This is a genomic window from Rickettsiales bacterium (assembly GCA_029252805.1).
GTDB lineage: Bacteria > Pseudomonadota > Alphaproteobacteria > Rickettsiales > JALZUV01 > JALZUV01.
Genome location: JAQXAR010000013.1, coordinates 1 through 16,207, shown reverse-complemented (window position 1 = coordinate 16,207; position 16,207 = coordinate 1). Strand labels below are relative to the sequence as shown.

Sequence of the window (16,207 nt, the reverse complement as noted above, 5' to 3'; positions counted from 1 at the left end):
AGTAAGGCGGATTCACTTGGCAAGTGAAGTCCTTAAACAGCACTGTAGAATATAGCGCTCTATTTGCGTTTCCAGCTTCCGTTAGGAGCTCGATAATATTGACCTGAAGCAAGTTTGCCATACAGTTTTTGAGCTGCCAGAGTTTCGACTACTTTTAGGGGCTGTTGATTCGCACGGGAAATGCTTAGGTAGGCCTGTTTGCGCTGTAAATTGATTGAATTAACCAGTGTGGAAACGTTTGTTGAGCCAACGACCGCACCAATATAGCCATTAGGTTGTTCGCCCACCAGTCCCTGTTGCTTTGCCGCGTTAAGATCAAGCGCAAAGGCCGATGTTGCCAGAAATAGGGTGACGAAAGCGATAAGTGTAAATTTCATTTTTTGCATGTTGCTCTCCTGAGATTCTTAGAAAATACTGGAATTACCCATCGCTTTATCGAGGTCTTTTTCGATTTCGACTTTTACGCGATGATCTATGTTGATGTTTAGATTAATTTCAATGGGCTTATCAGGTGCCTGTATCTTGACTTCATGCTGGGTGCAGGCCGTCGTCAGAGCAAAAAGTAACATCATACTGGAAATTTTAACGAGCATTAGCAGTCCCTTTCAAATAGCGCTCTGGCAAATCATATAAACCTAAAGCTGAGGAGAGTGTTTCTAGCACATCTCCGCGTAAATTGATATTTAAATGCACTTCTGCGCCGTCATAAACCTGTGGGTTTCGTCCTTTCAGGGCCACTTTCAGGGCGAGTTTTTCGTGTTCTTGGTCGGTTGTTAGTTCAAGGCTATTATATTCAAAATGCTTGAGCAATTGCGCAACCTGCCTTGTCTGCTCAATATTTTGAGGCAATATCCCTAAATGCTCTTCGCCCAGTGACAGTAATCCAGATGTCGTGCTCTCTAATTTTCCGCTACCAAGTTCCAGCTTCCCTTTATGGTAGCGCACTGGCACGATGCCCGATAAACGCCCCGTTGCGTGAACCGATTTCTCATCTTTAAGGACGAGCTGAAGCAGCGCTTCAAGTGAAACATTGTTGAATGTTATTTTTGACGAAATGTCTTCTTCGCTCAGGTCAATATGAGAGGTAAATATTTTTCCTCCAGCAAGAGTCAGTGTTGGTGCCAGTAATTCCGTTTTTAAGCCATTGTAAGAGGCATCGCTGTTCACGCTAAATTCTGGATGTTTGGCTTTTGCGCTAACCGTAATCTTATCCGCAAATATCTTCCCATTTGCCTTAATGGACAAGGGGAGCCAGAGTTTCTCTTCTTTAGGGTTGCTGGAAATCGTCTGTATATCTGCTGTGATTTTCCAGTGGTTCTTTACTGCCTTCAGTTGCGTGCTCAGTCCTACTAGCTGATAATGTGCCTTGGCAAGTGTCAATGCACCCTGCTTGGCCTCTATTTTTATAGAGGGGGTAGGGGAAGTGTACAATTCCCCATCAAATGTAGTCGTGAAGTTTCCATCTGAAAAACCGGCCATGAGGGTGCTATTGCGAAAGCGTAAACTGTCGAGGGGAAGTCTGGTCAGTTGTTTTGGCAATGGATAGGCGAGCGTGCTTGGTTTCGTATTTTCACTCTGCAAGGCGATAGAGGCGCCATTCACAACTATTTTTTGCACTCTAATCTCTTGTTTTGGCCAGATCACTTTAGCGTGCCAATCCGGCAATGTAATCGCTTCTGTTGGTGAGGTAATAGAAGACGTTTTTCCTTTGATGCTTAGACTTTTTCCGTCAGGTGCTAGATTCGCCGCCAGAACGGTTATGACATGATACTCAGGGGTAGTATAATCTAGGTTCACATGAGAGAAATTCAAGGCAGTCATTTCGACATTACGGACTTCTGGTAACCGTAAGATAGAGGGGTCTTTGCCCTGCGCAGGGGCTTGCTTTGCGACAGGAGTGGCAAGTTTAAGATCAAGAGATCCGACGTCCATCGCAACATGCCACTCCTCCTCTTTTGCGCTGACATTAAGCTGCCAGTTATGTGCTGCTACCTTGTCTTGTTTGCCTAAGGTTGCCTTAGCTTCTTTGCCTTTTACGCTCAACATAACCTTGCCGCTACGTGATATCTCGGCGTCAAAGGGAAGGCTGATATTGAGCGAATCATTGATGACCCGAATGCGGCTATCTGCCACGGTAATATGTTCAACTGGCAACTGTCGTAATAAAGCGGGAGCAGGAAGCATAATCGCGTGCTCCTTTCCCTCCGAGGGTGCGGGAAGATCAAACTGATAGTCAATGCCTCGCAACTCTACATGGTCTAGCTTCTGCTCGAACAGATTATCTTTGGTATATTCAATGCGTAAGGTGGGGATAACCAATGGCGTACCCATTTCTAAGCGGATGTCAGAGAAATCGGCATGTGTGAGCGTGATATCTTTAAGGTGTAACTGAGTGATAGGAATTCCCTGCGCGCGCAGGCGTTGACTGATCCACTCTTGTGCCCAATTTTGCCAAGGCAAAAACATAAAGCAAAGGGCCCCGCCGATTCCCAGTAACAGGGCGATCATGCCGATATATTTCAGAAATTTCATCATCACCTTTATACAGCTTTGAGCATCAAAGGGAAATCACTCAAGCATTGATAGTGAAGCGATAGCGCGCAAAGTGCTGGGTGCATTTTCTGCCTATGCACGCGTAGGCGGTGATACCGGCGACAGTCAAAGTTGGCGTCCCCTTCGCTTTTGCCTTTAATGCCTTTTCACCACAAGCTGTGATTCATACGGCAATCAATGATGCTGATAGGTGAAATAGAGTGACATAGGAGGGTGGAGCTTGTTAGTATATTATGTCTATGCAATTCTTATTTTATTAGGAGATAAATATTATGGCTAAATCACAAGATTCAAAGAAGAATGTTAAAAAGGAACCTACCCGTACTGCTGCGGAGAAGAAGGCTCTCAAGCGAGAAAAGAAACAAGGTAAGTAGGGTGGTCGAAACGCAAGAATGGGTTCTATGTCCTCAGCCAGAAATTGGCGACACCTTGCGATGGAATGAACCTATATGGGCCTCTCCCAATAAGCCGCGCGGCAAGCCTGATAAAATTGGCGAACAGGAAATTATCGCGCAGTTGATCGGGATAGAAGGTTTTCTTGAATTCACCGTCATAAGCGTTAAAAAACTAGGAGCGGGTGAAGCGCCCCTTAAAGTTAAAGAAAACGATACGATAAGACGCAAGAAATCAACTCTTGAACAAGGCGATTGTCACAAATCGTCAGGTTAAACCACGTTCCTGTATGCAAATCTAATGCCACCGTTCTAGGGATGGCCCCTCACCATCATACATTTTGTAAGGCTTACTTTTTGATTTAGGCATTCTTGATTTCGAGAGGTGTCAGCATATCTGGGGTGTATTTGTTTTATACTCTCGATTTATATCCCAAAAATGTGTCGGATTCCACTGGAGATATGAGGAAGTATTGGGAAACGATCCTAGGCTGTAAGCCGCCTATTTTCTTGGGGGTCTGGATGAATGCGGAGTATTCTGGAAAAGTTAATGGTGCTCAGGAGGGAACAATATAAAAGCAATAAGATATTGATAATAAATATCTATTAATATCAATTATAGATAATATACCCCAGCAATGTACCCCACTTAGCATTTTGCTAGACTATAATATAGTCTGAAAGCTAAATTAGAATCTTCGCACAAAAAATTAACAAACTCAGAATTTCACCCTGCTCTTGCCCTGATAATTGGTTTTTCATTGTCAATAATTAACGAATATTCCGCCTGCTCTTTGCCTGCAAACAGTATAAGTAATAATTTAAATTAACACATTTTGCCTGAGCCCTAATAGTGGTTGGCTTTTTTTAAGTGCATGGAAGTGTATATTAAGGCGGAAATCTTAGAGTGCATGATATACGGCGCACACTAGGCAGTTAAGGGGCAAGCGATTCTCAAATGTGAAGAATATGCCAAAAGCCAAGCAGTGAACCCTAGCACCGTAGATTTCTCACGATTGCTAAATTCCAGTGTGTACCAAACGCCTATCGGTATTTTCTTTCATGTTAAGCAGTTTGTCTTTCTGCTTTCTCTAAAAAGTTACTCCACCACTGCATCATTGCTGCGCGCTGGTTTATATACTCAGCTCTGTTGTAAGGGCTGCGCGATTGGTTTTGGTCTTTATGCGCCAACTGCTTCTCTACGACTAGATCATCAAAATTCCCTATTTCGCGTAAGGTGGTAGAGCCTAATGCACGGCAGCCATGCCATGACATTATTCCATGGTAATCCATGGTTTTTAGCATATTAGTAACAGCAGCTTCGCTCATCATTGGATTTTTAGTTCGTGCTTGAGAAGGAAAGATATACGGGCCGCCATCCGATTGTGCTTTAGCTTGGTCTAACAACTCCAGTACCTGACTTGATAATGGCACAGTATGGGGGCGTTTCATTTTCATCAATTCAGCAGGGATGCACCACTGCTTGTTTTCGTAGTCTATGTAATCCCACTGAGATTTTCTCAACTCAGCGGGGCGTAAAAGGGTATGCATCGTGATCTTCATTGCCAGCTTTGTGAGGTTGCTAGAAGATGAAGATTTTAAGTCTCTAAAAAATTTAGGTAACTCATCAGCATGGATAGTTGGATAATGCTCTACTTCATGGGGCTCTAATGCCCCTCGCAAAGCCTGAGCAGGGTTATATTCTGCGCGGCCTGTTTGAATAGCATATGTGAAGGTAGAGTTAGCAAGCTGAGAGATTCTTTTGGTTACTTCTGTAGTGCCCCTCTTTTCAACTTGACGTATGAGGTGCAAAACTTCAGGTGTTTTTATCTCAGTGATAGGGCGCTGGCCTATGGCAGGAAATAAATGGAGCTCCAATCTACGCAATATTTTACTGGCGTGGCCTTCTGTCCATCTTTTCGTATTAAGCTTATGCCATTCACGTGCAATTGCCTCAAAAGTATTATCTGCGGCAATTGTGGCGGCTAATTCACTTTGTTTTTTATGCTGATTAGGATCAATTCCCTGCTTCAATAATACTTTGACCTCATCCCGCTTTTTACGAGCATCACTAAGGCTTAACTCACCCCAAACTCCTAGCGCGTAGAGCTTTTCCTTATTTTGAAAGCGATACTTATAACGCAAATATTTAGATTTCTTAGACCTGATGAGAACATATAGCCCATCGCTATCAAACAATTTGTAGGGCTTATCTTTGATTTCAGCATTTTCAATTTGTTTGGCAGTCAGCATTACAGGGGTACTTTCCTTTTGTACCCCATATATGTACCCCACTTTTATTCTGGCTTCTAGTGGAAACTGTCGTATCTTGGTGGACTAAGAAATGAGCTACGGCTTATAACTGCAGCGCTTTAAAAGGATTTTACGGAACTGCTGGGAAAGTCTAATGGTGCCTCAGGAGGGAATCGAACCCACACTCCGTGAAGAACCGGATTTTGAATCCGGCGCGTCTACCAATTCCGCCACTGAGGCACACCAATAAGATAGATCCGCACTATACGCATGGGTTTAAAAAGGTCAATGCTTAGATCAGCCCCCCCCCTAGGTCATCAAAAATGAAACTTCCTTCGGCTATTTTTGCAAAGCCTTTGAGGCGGCTATTATCTTCAAGGCTAATAATGGCGTTGCCAATACCGCTCTCTTTCTTTGGATTCGACTCTAGAAAGCGAGGCCTAAAAAACAACCCCACTTGTTTGTACAGGCGGGGTTGTTTCGGATCAAATTTGGTTGGGCTTGAATTAACCAACGAGTTCATTGTCGTTGAAGAAATATTTAATTTCGATTCCAGCATTTTCTTCTGAATCAGAACCGTGCACGCTGTTTGCTTCGATGCTTTCAGCGAAGTCTTTACGGATCGTGCCAGCATCAGCATCTTCAGGGTTAGTTGCGCCCATGATTTCGCGGTTTTTAAGAACTGCATTTTCGCCTTCAAGAACTTGAACGACAACGGGGCCAGAGGTCATGAATGCAACAAGGTCGTTGTAGAATGGACGTTCTTTGTGCACTTCGTAGAAGCCGCCGGCTTGGACGTCAGTCATGTGAATGCGCTTTGAAGCAACAATGCGGAGACCGTTTTCTTCAAAACGTTGAGTGATAGCACCGGTTAAGTTACGGCGAGTTGCATCAGGTTTGATGATTGAGAAAGTACGTTGAATAGACATGTGAAGCTCCTAATTTGGGTTGTTTCTTGCGGGGCTTATAGCATGGCAAACAATGATTGCAAGCGACTCTTAACGATCTTCAGAATCTGGTTCCACGCCTTCTGGAGTTGCTTCTTTTTTTTTCTACGTGGCTGCCGGCAGCTTTGAGGAGCTGGTAGTTAAATTCAGCGCCGAAGATGAAGATGACATTGATGATGTAAAAGAAGAGCAGGGCCGCGATCACACCGCCCAGAGAACCATAGATAAGCGTGACTTGATCAAAGCTGCTTAAGTAGAGGCGTAAACCTTTAACGGCAAGTGTCCAAAGTAAAATGGTCAGCAGTGCACCGGGCAATACGGCCGCGAGATTCTGCTTAATGTTGGGCAGTGAATGATAAGCGAGCATAACCAAAAAGAGCATCATCACACCAGAATAGAATTGGAGATTGTGGCCGAGATTTTCATAGATGCCAACACCGGTCATTCCTTCTGCCCAACCAATCACGCTTGGAGCCACAAACATCGCCCCCATGCCCAGCATAATCAATGCCGTGAAGATGAGCAGTTGGCCAATTGACCATAGGCGGCGCCAAACATAGGCAGGCGGCGTTCCTACACGGTAAGCGCGATTCAGCACAGTGCGGTAGCCTTCGACAGCGCTGGAAGCGGTCCAGAGCGCCGCGAGCATCGAGATGGTGAGCAGGCCGCGCGGTGGGCCATCGACGATTTCATCAATACGCGGAAGTAGGGCGGCTACGGCGTCGGCAGGTAAGGTATCGCGAATGAGTAGGATAAAATCGCGGCCCAATGCGCCATCGCCAAACACACCGGCGAGTGCCACTAAAAATACCAAAAACGGAAAAAGTGAAAGAAGCCCCATAAAAGAGAGATAGCCGGCATGCTCAATACCATCATGGGTAATGACCGTATGCTCGGTCGCTTTCGCGAGGGCTTTGGGGATCCGGGTTAGCATGATTTAAATTTACGCAATCAGCTAAAGTTTGTCATCCTTAACTGTTCAGTTCTCCATATTCGGTTGCTAAATAGGTCAGGGCTCGCATAATGCGTGACATGGACATGATTATGACTTTAGCCAATGCGCCTTATCTCTGGTTGGCATTGGGGGCAATGCTTTTGGCGCTAGAGGCGTTTGGAGCTTCGGGTATTGGATTTTTATTTGCCGGTTTAGCGGCGATTGTAACCGCTATTTTAGCACATTTAGGCTGGGCTGAAACGGTCTGGACACAAACGACATGGTTTTTTGCGGCGACCGTTGGGTGGGCTATTTTGCTTTGGGTGCCAATGCAGCGCTCGAAAGCACAAAAGGATGCTGGTCTGGATGGTTTCAATAATATGGTCGGCGATGAAGTGATCGTATTAGAAGGTGGATTGCAGGCAGATAAGACGGGCCAAGTGCGTTGGTCAGGTACGACCATGAAAGCCAAGTTAGTTGACGGAGTATCGGAGCAAGTCGAAGGTGCGACCGTATTGATTCAAGATGTAAAAGGAACGGTGCTCCTCGTTGCACCCGCAAATAAGGAAGAAAAATAATGTTAGATTTCTCAAGTGTACTAAGCTTAACCCTCGCCTTTGGTGTGGTATTGATCGTTTGGAAAGGCGTCAAGATCGTTCCACAGCAAGAATCATGGATTGTTGAGCGCTTAGGGAAATTCGACCGGAATCTGATAGCGGGCTTGAACATACTCATCCCGTTTGTGGATCGGGTATCTTACAAGCATTCGTTAAAAGAGTATGCCAATGATGTGCAGGAACAAACGGCGATTACGCGTGATAACGTGACGCTCATTATGGATGGCGTGATCTATACGCGTATTACCGATGCGAAACAGGCGAGTTACGGCGTTTCAAACCCGATCTATGCGGTGACGCAGTTGGCGCAAACCACCATGCGTTCGGAAATTGGTAAGCTGACGTTGGATCAATGTTTTGAAGAGCGCGAAGTGCTGAATGCGAATATCGTCAATGCGATTAACGAGGCGGCGCAAACGTGGGGCATCCAATGTATGCGCTATGAGATTCGTAATATTACGCCGCCGCATAGTGTCTTGCAGGCGATGGAATTACAAGTGGCTGCAGAGCGTAAGAAACGTGCGGAGATTCTGGATTCAGAAGGCCAGCAACAATCGCAAATCAATATCGCCGAAGCGCAAAAGCAGGAAGTGGTGCTAGAGTCTGAAGCGTCAAAGATTGACCAAATTAACCGTGCGCAAGGGGAGGCGGAAGCGATTAGAGAAGTCGCGATTGCAACGGCTGAAGGTATCCGCGTCGTAGCCGGTTCGATTATCGAAAAGGGCGGAACGGACGCAGTCGCACTGAAAGTAGCAGAGCAATATGTCGCCGCCTTTGGTAATTTGGCGAAAGAGTCTAATACGATTCTGATGCCAGCCAATGCGAATGATGCAGGATCAATGGTGGCACAGGCAATGTCGGTGTTTAATCAAGTGCGGATGGAAACAGCAGACGCGGCGTCGACTAGCAAAAGCCCTTGGAAGAAGTAACTTAAGCAGGAAAATAATATGAGTGATTCGGTGAAACCGCTAAACGGACATGCGTTGACGGCGCCGGATGGGGTGGAGATTAAAGGTCACTTGTCAGCGGATACGACGGAGATTCTCTCTTATCCAGCATTGGAGTTTTTGGCGGCTATGACGCGTGAATTTCGCGCACGTCGCAAGCAGTTGTTAGAGTTACGTGCGCAAAAGTGGCAAGCCATCCAAAATGGCGCGGCATTGGATTTTGATGCGGATACCAAGGCAATCCGCGAGGGCGACTGGAAAGTGAGTGCTATTCCGGCCGAGTTGCAAGATCGTCGGGTGGAGATTACGGGTCCGGTGGATCGTAAAATGGTTATTAACGCGCTGAACTCTGGTGCGAAAGTCTTTATGGCAGATTTCGAAGATGCCAGCTCTCCAACATGGGCGAATATGACGGAAGGCCAAGTGAATATGCGCGATGCGATTCATCGCACGATTGCTTTCACGAATGATAAGGGCAAAGACTATCAGCTCAATGAAGATCCGGCGGTGTTGTTTGTGCGCCCGCGTGGCTGGCATTTAGACGAGAAGCATTTACTGGTTGATGGCGCGCCGATTCCGGGTGGATTTATGGATTTTGGTCTCTATTTTTTCCATAATATCCGCCACGCTCAGTCGCGTGATTCGAGTTGTTATTTCTATCTTCCCAAGACGGAGAGTTATCAAGAAACGGCGCTTTGGAATGATGTTTTTGCATGGTCAGAAGAGCGACTTGGTATCAAGCATGGCTCGATCAAAGTAACGGTATTGGTGGAAACGATTACGGCTAGTTTCCAACTGCACGAGATTTTGCATAGCTTGAAAGATTATATTGTTGCGCTCAATTGCGGGCGTTGGGATTATATTTTTAGCTACATTAAAATGTTCCATAAGAACCCGAATTTCTTGTTGCCCGATCGTGCGCAGGTGACGATGGCGACGCACTTTATGCGCAGCTATTCGCAGCTGGTGATTAAGACTTGCCATGCGCGTGGGGCGATGGCGATGGGCGGTATGGCCGCGGCGATTCCGGTCAAGAATGACAAAGCGACGAATGATAGAGCGGTCAAAGCGGTCAAAGCGGATAAAGAGCGCGAAGCAAGTGACGGTCATGATGGTACTTGGGTCGCACATCCGGCGTTGGTGCCGGTGGCGTTAGAGGTGTTTGATCGTCTGATGCCACAAGCCAATCAAATGGATAACCTGCGCGAAGATGTTAGCGTAACGGCGGCGGATTTATTGCGGGTGCCAGATTCGGGCGAGGTGACGGAAAAGGGCCTGCGTTTAAATATTTCGGTGGCGATTCAATATATCGCGGCGTGGTTAACGGGGCGCGGTGCGGTGCCGATTAATAATCTGATGGAAGATGCGGCAACCGCGGAAATCTCGCGCGCGCAGCTTTGGCAATGCGTGCATCATACGGCAGAGTTGGCCGATGGTCGTGTGGTAACGCTCGATCTGTTTAACTTGCTACTGCAAGAAGAGATGGAGAAATTGCAGGAATCCATCCCCGCCGATCAGTTCGAACATGGACGCTACCGCCGCGCAGCGACGCTATTGGATGATTTGGTTAATAATGAACGTTTCGAAGAATTCCTGACCTTGTCAGGTTACGAGTTGTTGGATTAAACAAAGAAGAGGAGACAGCCCTTTATCTGCGATTCTTTTCAACTTCTCATAAGCCTTTTCCAATTGCATTTGGCGGTGTAGTGACAGTTTTCTGAGTCTATAATTAGAGAATAATGCTGTTTACGCTTTACCGGAAGTGGGAAAATGGCATCCGCCTGCCTTTAATCGTCATAGCCCGGCTTGTCTGGGTAATCCATTTGAGGCGGATATGGATGACTCGCATGGAGCGGGGTATGACGTAAGGGCCGAACAAAAGGGGTTAGCTATTCAAATGACGCCATCAATTTTTTCCTATAAACCAGTTTGATGAAAACAGACTTTCTTGTGATTGGCTCTGGCATTGCGGGCTTGTGGTATGCGCTGCGGATGGCTGAGCATGGCCGGGTAACGGTGATCACCAAGAAGAATAAAGCCGAATCGAATACGAACTATGCGCAAGGCGGGATCGCGGCGGTGATGTCGCCGCTCGATAGTTTTGAGAGTCACGTGCAAGATACGCTGAGTGCCGGCGCAGGGATTTGCGATGCGGAAGTGGTGAATCAAGTGGTGCGTGAAGGGCCCGATTGTATCCGTGAGTTGATTGAGATGGGCGCACGCTTCAGCAGCCAAGATGGCGAAATGCATCTGGGGCGCGAGGGCGGTCATTCGGCGCATCGTATTATCCATCACGCTGATATGACAGGCCGCGAAATTGAGCGTGTGTTGCTTAAGCAAATGGCCGCCAGCGAGAATATCACGCTCCTAGAGCATCATTATTGTGTCGATCTGTTGGTAGAAGACGGGCGCTGTAACGGCGCTCTCGTGCTAGATACCAAAGCCGATGAGCTATTTAATTTAACGGCGGTGACGACGCTGCTTGCTTCCGGCGGCTCGGGTCGCTTGTTTCAGCATACGACCAACCCAGCCGTGGCGACAGGCGATGGTGCGGCGATGGCATGGCGGGCCGGCGCGAGGCTGGCGAATATGGAGTTTGTGCAGTTCCATCCGACCAGCCTTTATCATGAGGGCAAGAGTGTATTTCTTATTTCCGAAGCGGTGCGCGGGGCTGGGGCATTCTTGATCAATAAGGATGGCGAGCGCTTTATGCAGGGCTATCATCCGTTGGGTGATTTGGCACCGCGCGATATTGTTGCGCGCGGAATTGACGAGCAGCTAAAGAGCCGCGGTGATGAGTGCGTCTATCTGGATGCGACGTATCTGGCGAAAACAGAGATTAAATCTCATTTTCCTACGATTGCGAAAATGTGCCTGAAATATGGCATTGATATGATGCAAGAGCCGATTCCTGTTGTGCCCGCCGCGCATTATCAATGTGGTGGTGTGATGACAGGCCAAGAAGCACGTACGAGCGTAACGGCGCTACTGGCGTGTGGCGAGGTGACGTATACGGGCCTGCATGGCGCGAATCGTTTGGCGAGTAACTCGCTGTTGGAGGCGTTGGTCTTCAGTACGCATGCGGTGGATGCTTCGCTAGAAGAGTTTAATCGAGCAGCTAAGCCTGTTGAACCAGCTGCAGTGATCCGTGCAAGGCGTGAGAAGGTAGATGCTAAACAGGTAGAAGCGTTGCGTCAGGCTTTGCGTGCGCTCATGTGGAAGCAAGTAGGGATTGTCCGTCGCGTCGAAGTGCTAGAAGGCACGGCGAAGCAGCTAGCCGACTTATCTGCCAAGGTCGAAGGGCTCGTGCAAGCACATGCTTGCGAAGTGGCTCTATGTGAATTGCAGAATCTCGTGCAAGTGGCCGTTATGGTTGTGGATTCGGCTTTGATGCGTAAAGAGAGTCGCGGCTTGCATTCGGTGAAAGATTACCCAGAGCTATCGACGGCTTTTGAAGTGCCGACTATCATTCAATCATAAAAAAAACCCCGCCGTTAGGCAGGGGTTTGTATTTTGTAAAATCGCGTGCTTTATTAAGCAGCTTCGGCGTTTTCAACCGACACATACATGCGGCCTTTGGCTTTCTTCGCGAATTTGATTTGACCTGTGGTCAATGCGAAGAGTGTGTGATCTTTACCCATACCAACATTAGCACCAGGATAAACCTTTGTACCACGTTGACGGATAATGATGTTACCAGGGATAACATGCTCCCCACCGTATTTTTTTACACCAAGGCGGCGACCTTCTGAGTCGCGACCGTTATTGGAACTACCACCTGCTTTTTTGTGAGCCATGAGTTACTTCTCCTCTTTTTTCGCTGCAGGCTTCTTAGCTGCAGGCTTTTTCGCTGCGGGTTTAGCTGCTGCAGGTTTCGCTGCAGTTTTCTTTTCAGCGGTTTTAGCAGGAGCTGCTTTTTTCGCTGCGGGCTTTTTCGCTTCTGTCTTCGCTTTTGCAGGCGCGGCAGCTGTCTTCGCTTCGGGGCGCTTTGCAGGCTCAACTTTATCTGTTTTGCCATCAGCATCCGTTACCGAAAGGATACGCAATTTTGTGAAGAATTGGCGATGGCCAATTTTACGACGATAGTTCTGGCGACGTTTCTTTTTGAAAACGATCACCTTCTTATCTTTGGCTTGCTCCAGAATTTCAGCTTCTACTTTAGCTTTATCTAGGCCAACAATTTTACCGCCAGCGGCGATAATATCGTCAAAACTAATTTTGCTACCGGCTTCGCCATCTAGCTTTTCTACTTTTACGGTGTCGCCCGCTTTAGCGCGATACTGTTTTCCACCTGTTTTAAACACTGCGAACATACGTCGTCTCCAATAAATCTCAGGCGGGCAATATATACACAACGGTGCCGCTGTCAATGGTTGGATTGCACTATTTACTGAGTATTGCTGATTTTTAACAATTTCGATCAAATCTATATTATGCGAAAATTGGTATTTTATACTCGTTTAATAAGAAAAATCTTGCCCAACTAAACCTAAAGATGTATATTTAGTTTAATAACAACTTAGGGGAGGCGGAATTGCTAAATGCAAAAATCGTGGTTTCAGATACTGAAATCGAGTCACGCACGCTGTTAGCAGATGTTTTAGAAAATCGACTAGGGTACCAGGTAATACCGGTCTCAAATGGATTGCAGGTAATGGAGTCTTTATATGAAAGGCACGATTCTGTGCCGGAGGTCGTGTTGATGGATGTCGCGTCGGACCCGGCCGATGTCGCACATTTACTGAGTCAATTAAGGGTGCGTTTCCCGCACCTGCCTGTCATTGCAATGACGAATTATGGAGATATGAAGCAAGCCGCAACTGCGTTGGAAGCTGGCGCGGTAGACTATATGTCGCGTCCAGTTTCCCATCAGCGGCTGCAAGTGGGGATTGATAATGCCATTAAGCAGTATCGACTCGCTTTAGAGGTGTCACGTTTGAATCGTGAGCAAGTCGGGAGGGGTGATTTGAACTATCTTCCGGCGGATAGTATACACTTGAAAAACCTTATGTGCCAGAATCCCAATTCTGATAAGGCGCTGTTTTTAGTGGGTGAGCCTGGGGTAGGTAAGGAAGCACTGGCGCGTGCGATCCATCTTGAAACGATGCGTAAGGAGCGGCCATTTATATCCGTTAATTGTGCTTTCTGGACGGAAAGACAAATGTGTTCAATGCTGTTTGGAGCGAAAGATGGGGAATTTCCTTCTATCTCGCTTGTGGGAACGGTTGCGAGTGCTTTAGGCGGCACGTTATTTTTAGAAGAAGTGCATAGATTATCGGCTGCGGTGCAAAATCATTTAATAGAAGTGCTACAGCAATTGGCAGAGATTGGGTCTGCAGGTGACAATAGAGGCAAAAAAGGCGTCCGTTTGATGGTGGGGAGTTGCTTGAGTCTAACGGAATTGCGGAGTTCGGGTATTTTAGTGCCGCAATTGGTGCAGCATCTATCGGATGAAGTGGTAACCTTGCCGCCGTTGCGCGACTCTAAGGAGGATATTGCCGCTTTGGCACATTACTTTACGGAGCGTTTTGCGTTACAGGAAAATCCAGCCGTACGTCAGATTACGGATCAAGCGGTAGAGCTGTTGCAATCCTATGATTGGCCGGGTAATTTATTGGAGCTAGAGCGTATGATTTTCCGCGCGGTGATTTCATCCGAAGATTCAATGATCGATATTGAACATCTAGTGCCTTACATGCCGTCCTCTTTTACACCCGAATATAGCGCCATTGAGCTGCAAGATGCGATGATGCGTTCGCGGTGTATGCCACTGACAAACCAAAGCGGTGAAGTGCGGCGTTTACGAGATTTGGAGGCGGATATGATTAATTTCGCGCTTAAGTTCTATGGAGGGCGTATTTCGGAAGTGGCACGTAAGCTTGGCATAGGTCGTTCCACCCTTTACCGGAAATTACATGATTTAGATATTAAAGTGGCTTAAGTGCGCTAAATCTCGCGGGCGAACCAAACGACGCGGCCGATAATATCAGTTTCTTCCAAGCTCCGCTCATAGGGGTGGTATTGCGAGTTGTCTGATAAAATGCGTATCGAGGGTGGGGTAGAGTGAGGTAGAAACTCTAAGCGCTTGGCAATCAGGCCCATGCCATCAAACAAGACGAAAATACCAGAGGGGGACGGATTCTTCTTGGTGATATCTATCAAGATCATATCGCCGTTGCACAGGCTGGGCTCCATACTATCGCCCTCGACGAAAATCATACGTAGATTTTCAGGTTGGGCATTCAAGCGCTCTTGAACCCAGCTTTTGCGAAAATAGTAAGGCTCGCCTTCCTTTTCTTCGATGATCATGGCGCCGCCTTTATCAGTCGAAGTGGTCAACATGCGCGTGACCATCACATATTCAGATTTGTCACTTTTTTGGGTCATTTCACTATCCAGTCCAAGCAGTGCGGAGAGGCTCACACCTAGTGCTGAGCTGATACGCGCCATTTTTGCCGTATTAGGGTTGGTCGATTTCCCATTTAAGATATCGTAGATAAATGAGGCGCGAACTCTGGAGTTTTTTGCGAGCGTTGCCGTGTTCATCCCTTTTCTGCGGATGCTCTCTTTGAGCCGATCTTTTAGGAGTGTCTGTACCATATAGAGAATGATAATAGGATATATCTTATAAATATACATAATTTTTCTTATTTTTTCATATAACTATAAGAAAGTTCATATTTTTAAGATAATAAGCTCAAAAAATAAATAAATCAGCGCCTGTTAAGAATTCAGTAACCATCTCACGGTAAGGTGTGGGTATAGAGAAAGAAAATTTATGACTAATCACGATTCTCGCTTAGCTGAAATGTTATGCACACGTTTATGCCACGATCTAACAGGGCCAATTGGCGCGCTTTCTAACGGAGCGGAGTTTCTTGCAGATGAAGATTTTAGTATGCAGGATCAAGCGGTAGAGCTTATTTCGCAAAGCGCTGAGCAGGCGGTGAATCGATTGCAGTTTTATCGTTCGGCCTATGGTCGTGTGAACCACCCGGGCGAGGCAGTGCTCTCAGAGACGAAGCATCTGATTGCACGATTCTTTGCGGGCAGTAAGGTTTCGCTGGATTGGCCGGATAATTTGACCGATGCGCTGGATGTATCAGTAAGCCGTAAGATGGCGCGTCTCTTGCAAAATATGTCGATGATAGCCTCATCTACTCTGATCCGAGGTGGGATTGTTTCCATTCGTATTCAGCAAGAGGGCGCACGCAAGATTGTTGCGGTCTCTGCAAGTGGTTTAGCAGTAAAATGGGATCAAGAGCATCAGCAAGTGATGAGCGGTAGTGTGGGGATTGACGATGTGCAGCCTGCAACTGTGCAGCTTTATTATACCATGAAATTAGCGCAAGAAATTGGCTCAGATATTACGGCTAGCGCTACAGAAGATAGTTTCGAGCTACTCGCTGTGAAGGAAGAAGTTGCCGTAGAAGCGAGTGCTTAAGTTAGGGGCTGACACCTAATAATATTCTTTGAGCAACTTTTTCAGGTCTGCCAGTAAGTCACTTGGTGTGCCCATATTAAACCTCCACTCACATTCTTTCAAGAACAGATTAAAATGCTC

Annotated in this window: 16 protein-coding genes, 1 tRNA gene and 1 pseudogene; 7 read left to right on the top strand and 11 right to left on the bottom strand. The window is 46.8% G+C overall.

Going from position 1 to position 16,207, the window contains the following annotated elements; genetic code table 11:
* Positions 1 to 59: 59 nt before the first annotated feature.
* The 3 genes from P8P30_02225 to P8P30_02215 are packed head-to-tail and all read right to left on the bottom strand — an operon-like array spanning position 60 to position 2,535.
* Entirely contained in the window at positions 60 to 386 is a 327-nt protein-coding gene (locus tag P8P30_02225) for a YdbL family protein (protein ID MDG1286361.1), read from the bottom strand.
* 18 nt (positions 387 to 404) lie between these two features.
* Positions 405 to 572, bottom strand: coding sequence for a YnbE family lipoprotein (locus P8P30_02220; GenBank protein MDG1286360.1), 168 nt, complete (start codon positions 570 to 572; stop codon positions 405 to 407).
* Between the two features lie 10 nt (positions 573 to 582).
* A complete protein-coding gene (locus P8P30_02215; protein ID MDG1286359.1) occupies positions 583 to 2,535 on the bottom strand; it encodes a YdbH domain-containing protein in 1,953 nt (650 codons plus the stop codon).
* A gap of 393 nt (positions 2,536 to 2,928) precedes the next feature.
* Here P8P30_02215 and P8P30_02210 point away from each other — a divergent pair, with 393 nt between their 5' ends.
* Entirely contained in the window at positions 2,929 to 3,222 is a 294-nt protein-coding gene (locus P8P30_02210; protein ID MDG1286358.1) for a hypothetical protein, read from the top strand.
* A gap of 788 nt (positions 3,223 to 4,010) precedes the next feature.
* Here P8P30_02210 and P8P30_02205 read toward each other — a convergent pair.
* The 4 genes from P8P30_02205 to P8P30_02190 all read right to left on the bottom strand — a co-directional run bounded on the left by P8P30_02205 (position 4,011) and on the right by P8P30_02190 (position 7,079).
* A complete protein-coding gene (locus tag P8P30_02205) occupies positions 4,011 to 5,198 on the bottom strand; it encodes an integrase arm-type DNA-binding domain-containing protein (protein ID MDG1286357.1) in 1,188 nt (395 codons plus the stop codon).
* Positions 5,199 to 5,353: 155 nt separating this feature from the next.
* Positions 5,354 to 5,438 (bottom strand) — tRNA-Leu (locus P8P30_02200).
* 266 nt (positions 5,439 to 5,704) lie between these two features.
* Positions 5,705 to 6,127, bottom strand: a complete 423-nt coding sequence (ndk, locus tag P8P30_02195; protein ID MDG1286356.1) for a nucleoside-diphosphate kinase — start codon at positions 6,125 to 6,127, stop codon at positions 5,705 to 5,707.
* 79 nt (positions 6,128 to 6,206) lie between these two features.
* Positions 6,207 to 7,079 carry a YihY/virulence factor BrkB family protein gene (locus P8P30_02190; GenBank protein ID MDG1286355.1) on the bottom strand — a complete coding sequence of 291 codons (873 nt, stop codon included), beginning with the start codon at positions 7,077 to 7,079 and terminating at the stop codon, positions 6,207 to 6,209.
* 89 nt (positions 7,080 to 7,168) lie between these two features.
* Between P8P30_02190 and P8P30_02185 the strand changes: the two genes are divergently transcribed.
* From P8P30_02185 to nadB, 4 genes are all read left to right on the top strand, one after another.
* Positions 7,169 to 7,657, top strand: coding sequence for an NfeD family protein (locus P8P30_02185; GenBank protein ID MDG1286354.1), 489 nt, complete (start codon positions 7,169 to 7,171; stop codon positions 7,655 to 7,657).
* Positions 7,657 to 8,625, top strand: coding sequence for a paraslipin (locus P8P30_02180; GenBank protein ID MDG1286353.1), 969 nt, complete (start codon positions 7,657 to 7,659; stop codon positions 8,623 to 8,625). The genes P8P30_02185 and P8P30_02180 overlap by 1 nt, the downstream gene beginning before the upstream one ends.
* Positions 8,626 to 8,643: 18 nt before the next feature.
* Complete coding sequence (gene aceB / locus P8P30_02175) at positions 8,644 to 10,269, top strand: malate synthase A (protein MDG1286352.1); 1,626 nt, start codon at positions 8,644 to 8,646, stop codon at positions 10,267 to 10,269.
* A 306-nt stretch (positions 10,270 to 10,575) separates the two neighbouring features.
* Entirely contained in the window at positions 10,576 to 12,123 is a 1,548-nt protein-coding gene (gene nadB, locus P8P30_02170; GenBank protein MDG1286351.1) for an L-aspartate oxidase, read from the top strand.
* Between the two features lie 53 nt (positions 12,124 to 12,176).
* Here nadB and rpmA read toward each other — a convergent pair whose 3' ends face one another.
* Together rpmA and rplU are read right to left on the bottom strand one after the other, a co-directional pair.
* Entirely contained in the window at positions 12,177 to 12,440 is a 264-nt protein-coding gene (gene rpmA, locus P8P30_02165; GenBank protein ID MDG1286350.1) for a 50S ribosomal protein L27, read from the bottom strand.
* A gap of 240 nt (positions 12,441 to 12,680) precedes the next feature.
* Positions 12,681 to 12,956, bottom strand: a pseudogene (rplU, locus tag P8P30_02160) (50S ribosomal protein L21).
* A 239-nt stretch (positions 12,957 to 13,195) separates the two neighbouring features.
* Between rplU and P8P30_02155 the strand changes: the two are divergent.
* Positions 13,196 to 14,584 (top strand): sigma 54-interacting transcriptional regulator, encoded by a 1,389-nt coding sequence (locus tag P8P30_02155; protein MDG1286349.1) that lies wholly within the window; start codon positions 13,196 to 13,198, stop codon positions 14,582 to 14,584.
* Positions 14,585 to 14,589: 5 nt separating this feature from the next.
* On the opposite strand, the gene P8P30_02150 is transcribed toward P8P30_02155, so the two are convergent.
* Entirely contained in the window at positions 14,590 to 15,243 is a 654-nt protein-coding gene (locus tag P8P30_02150; GenBank protein MDG1286348.1) for a S24 family peptidase, read from the bottom strand.
* Positions 15,244 to 15,421: 178 nt separating this feature from the next.
* Between P8P30_02150 and P8P30_02145 the strand changes: the two genes are divergently transcribed.
* Complete coding sequence (locus P8P30_02145) at positions 15,422 to 16,087, top strand: histidine phosphotransferase family protein (GenBank protein ID MDG1286347.1); 666 nt, start codon at positions 15,422 to 15,424, stop codon at positions 16,085 to 16,087.
* Positions 16,088 to 16,102: 15 nt separating this feature from the next.
* Here the strand turns inward: P8P30_02145 and P8P30_02140 are convergent.
* Positions 16,103 to 16,207, bottom strand: a 105-nt coding sequence (locus P8P30_02140) for an IS1595 family transposase (protein ID MDG1286346.1), incomplete at its 5' end; no start/stop codon positions are given.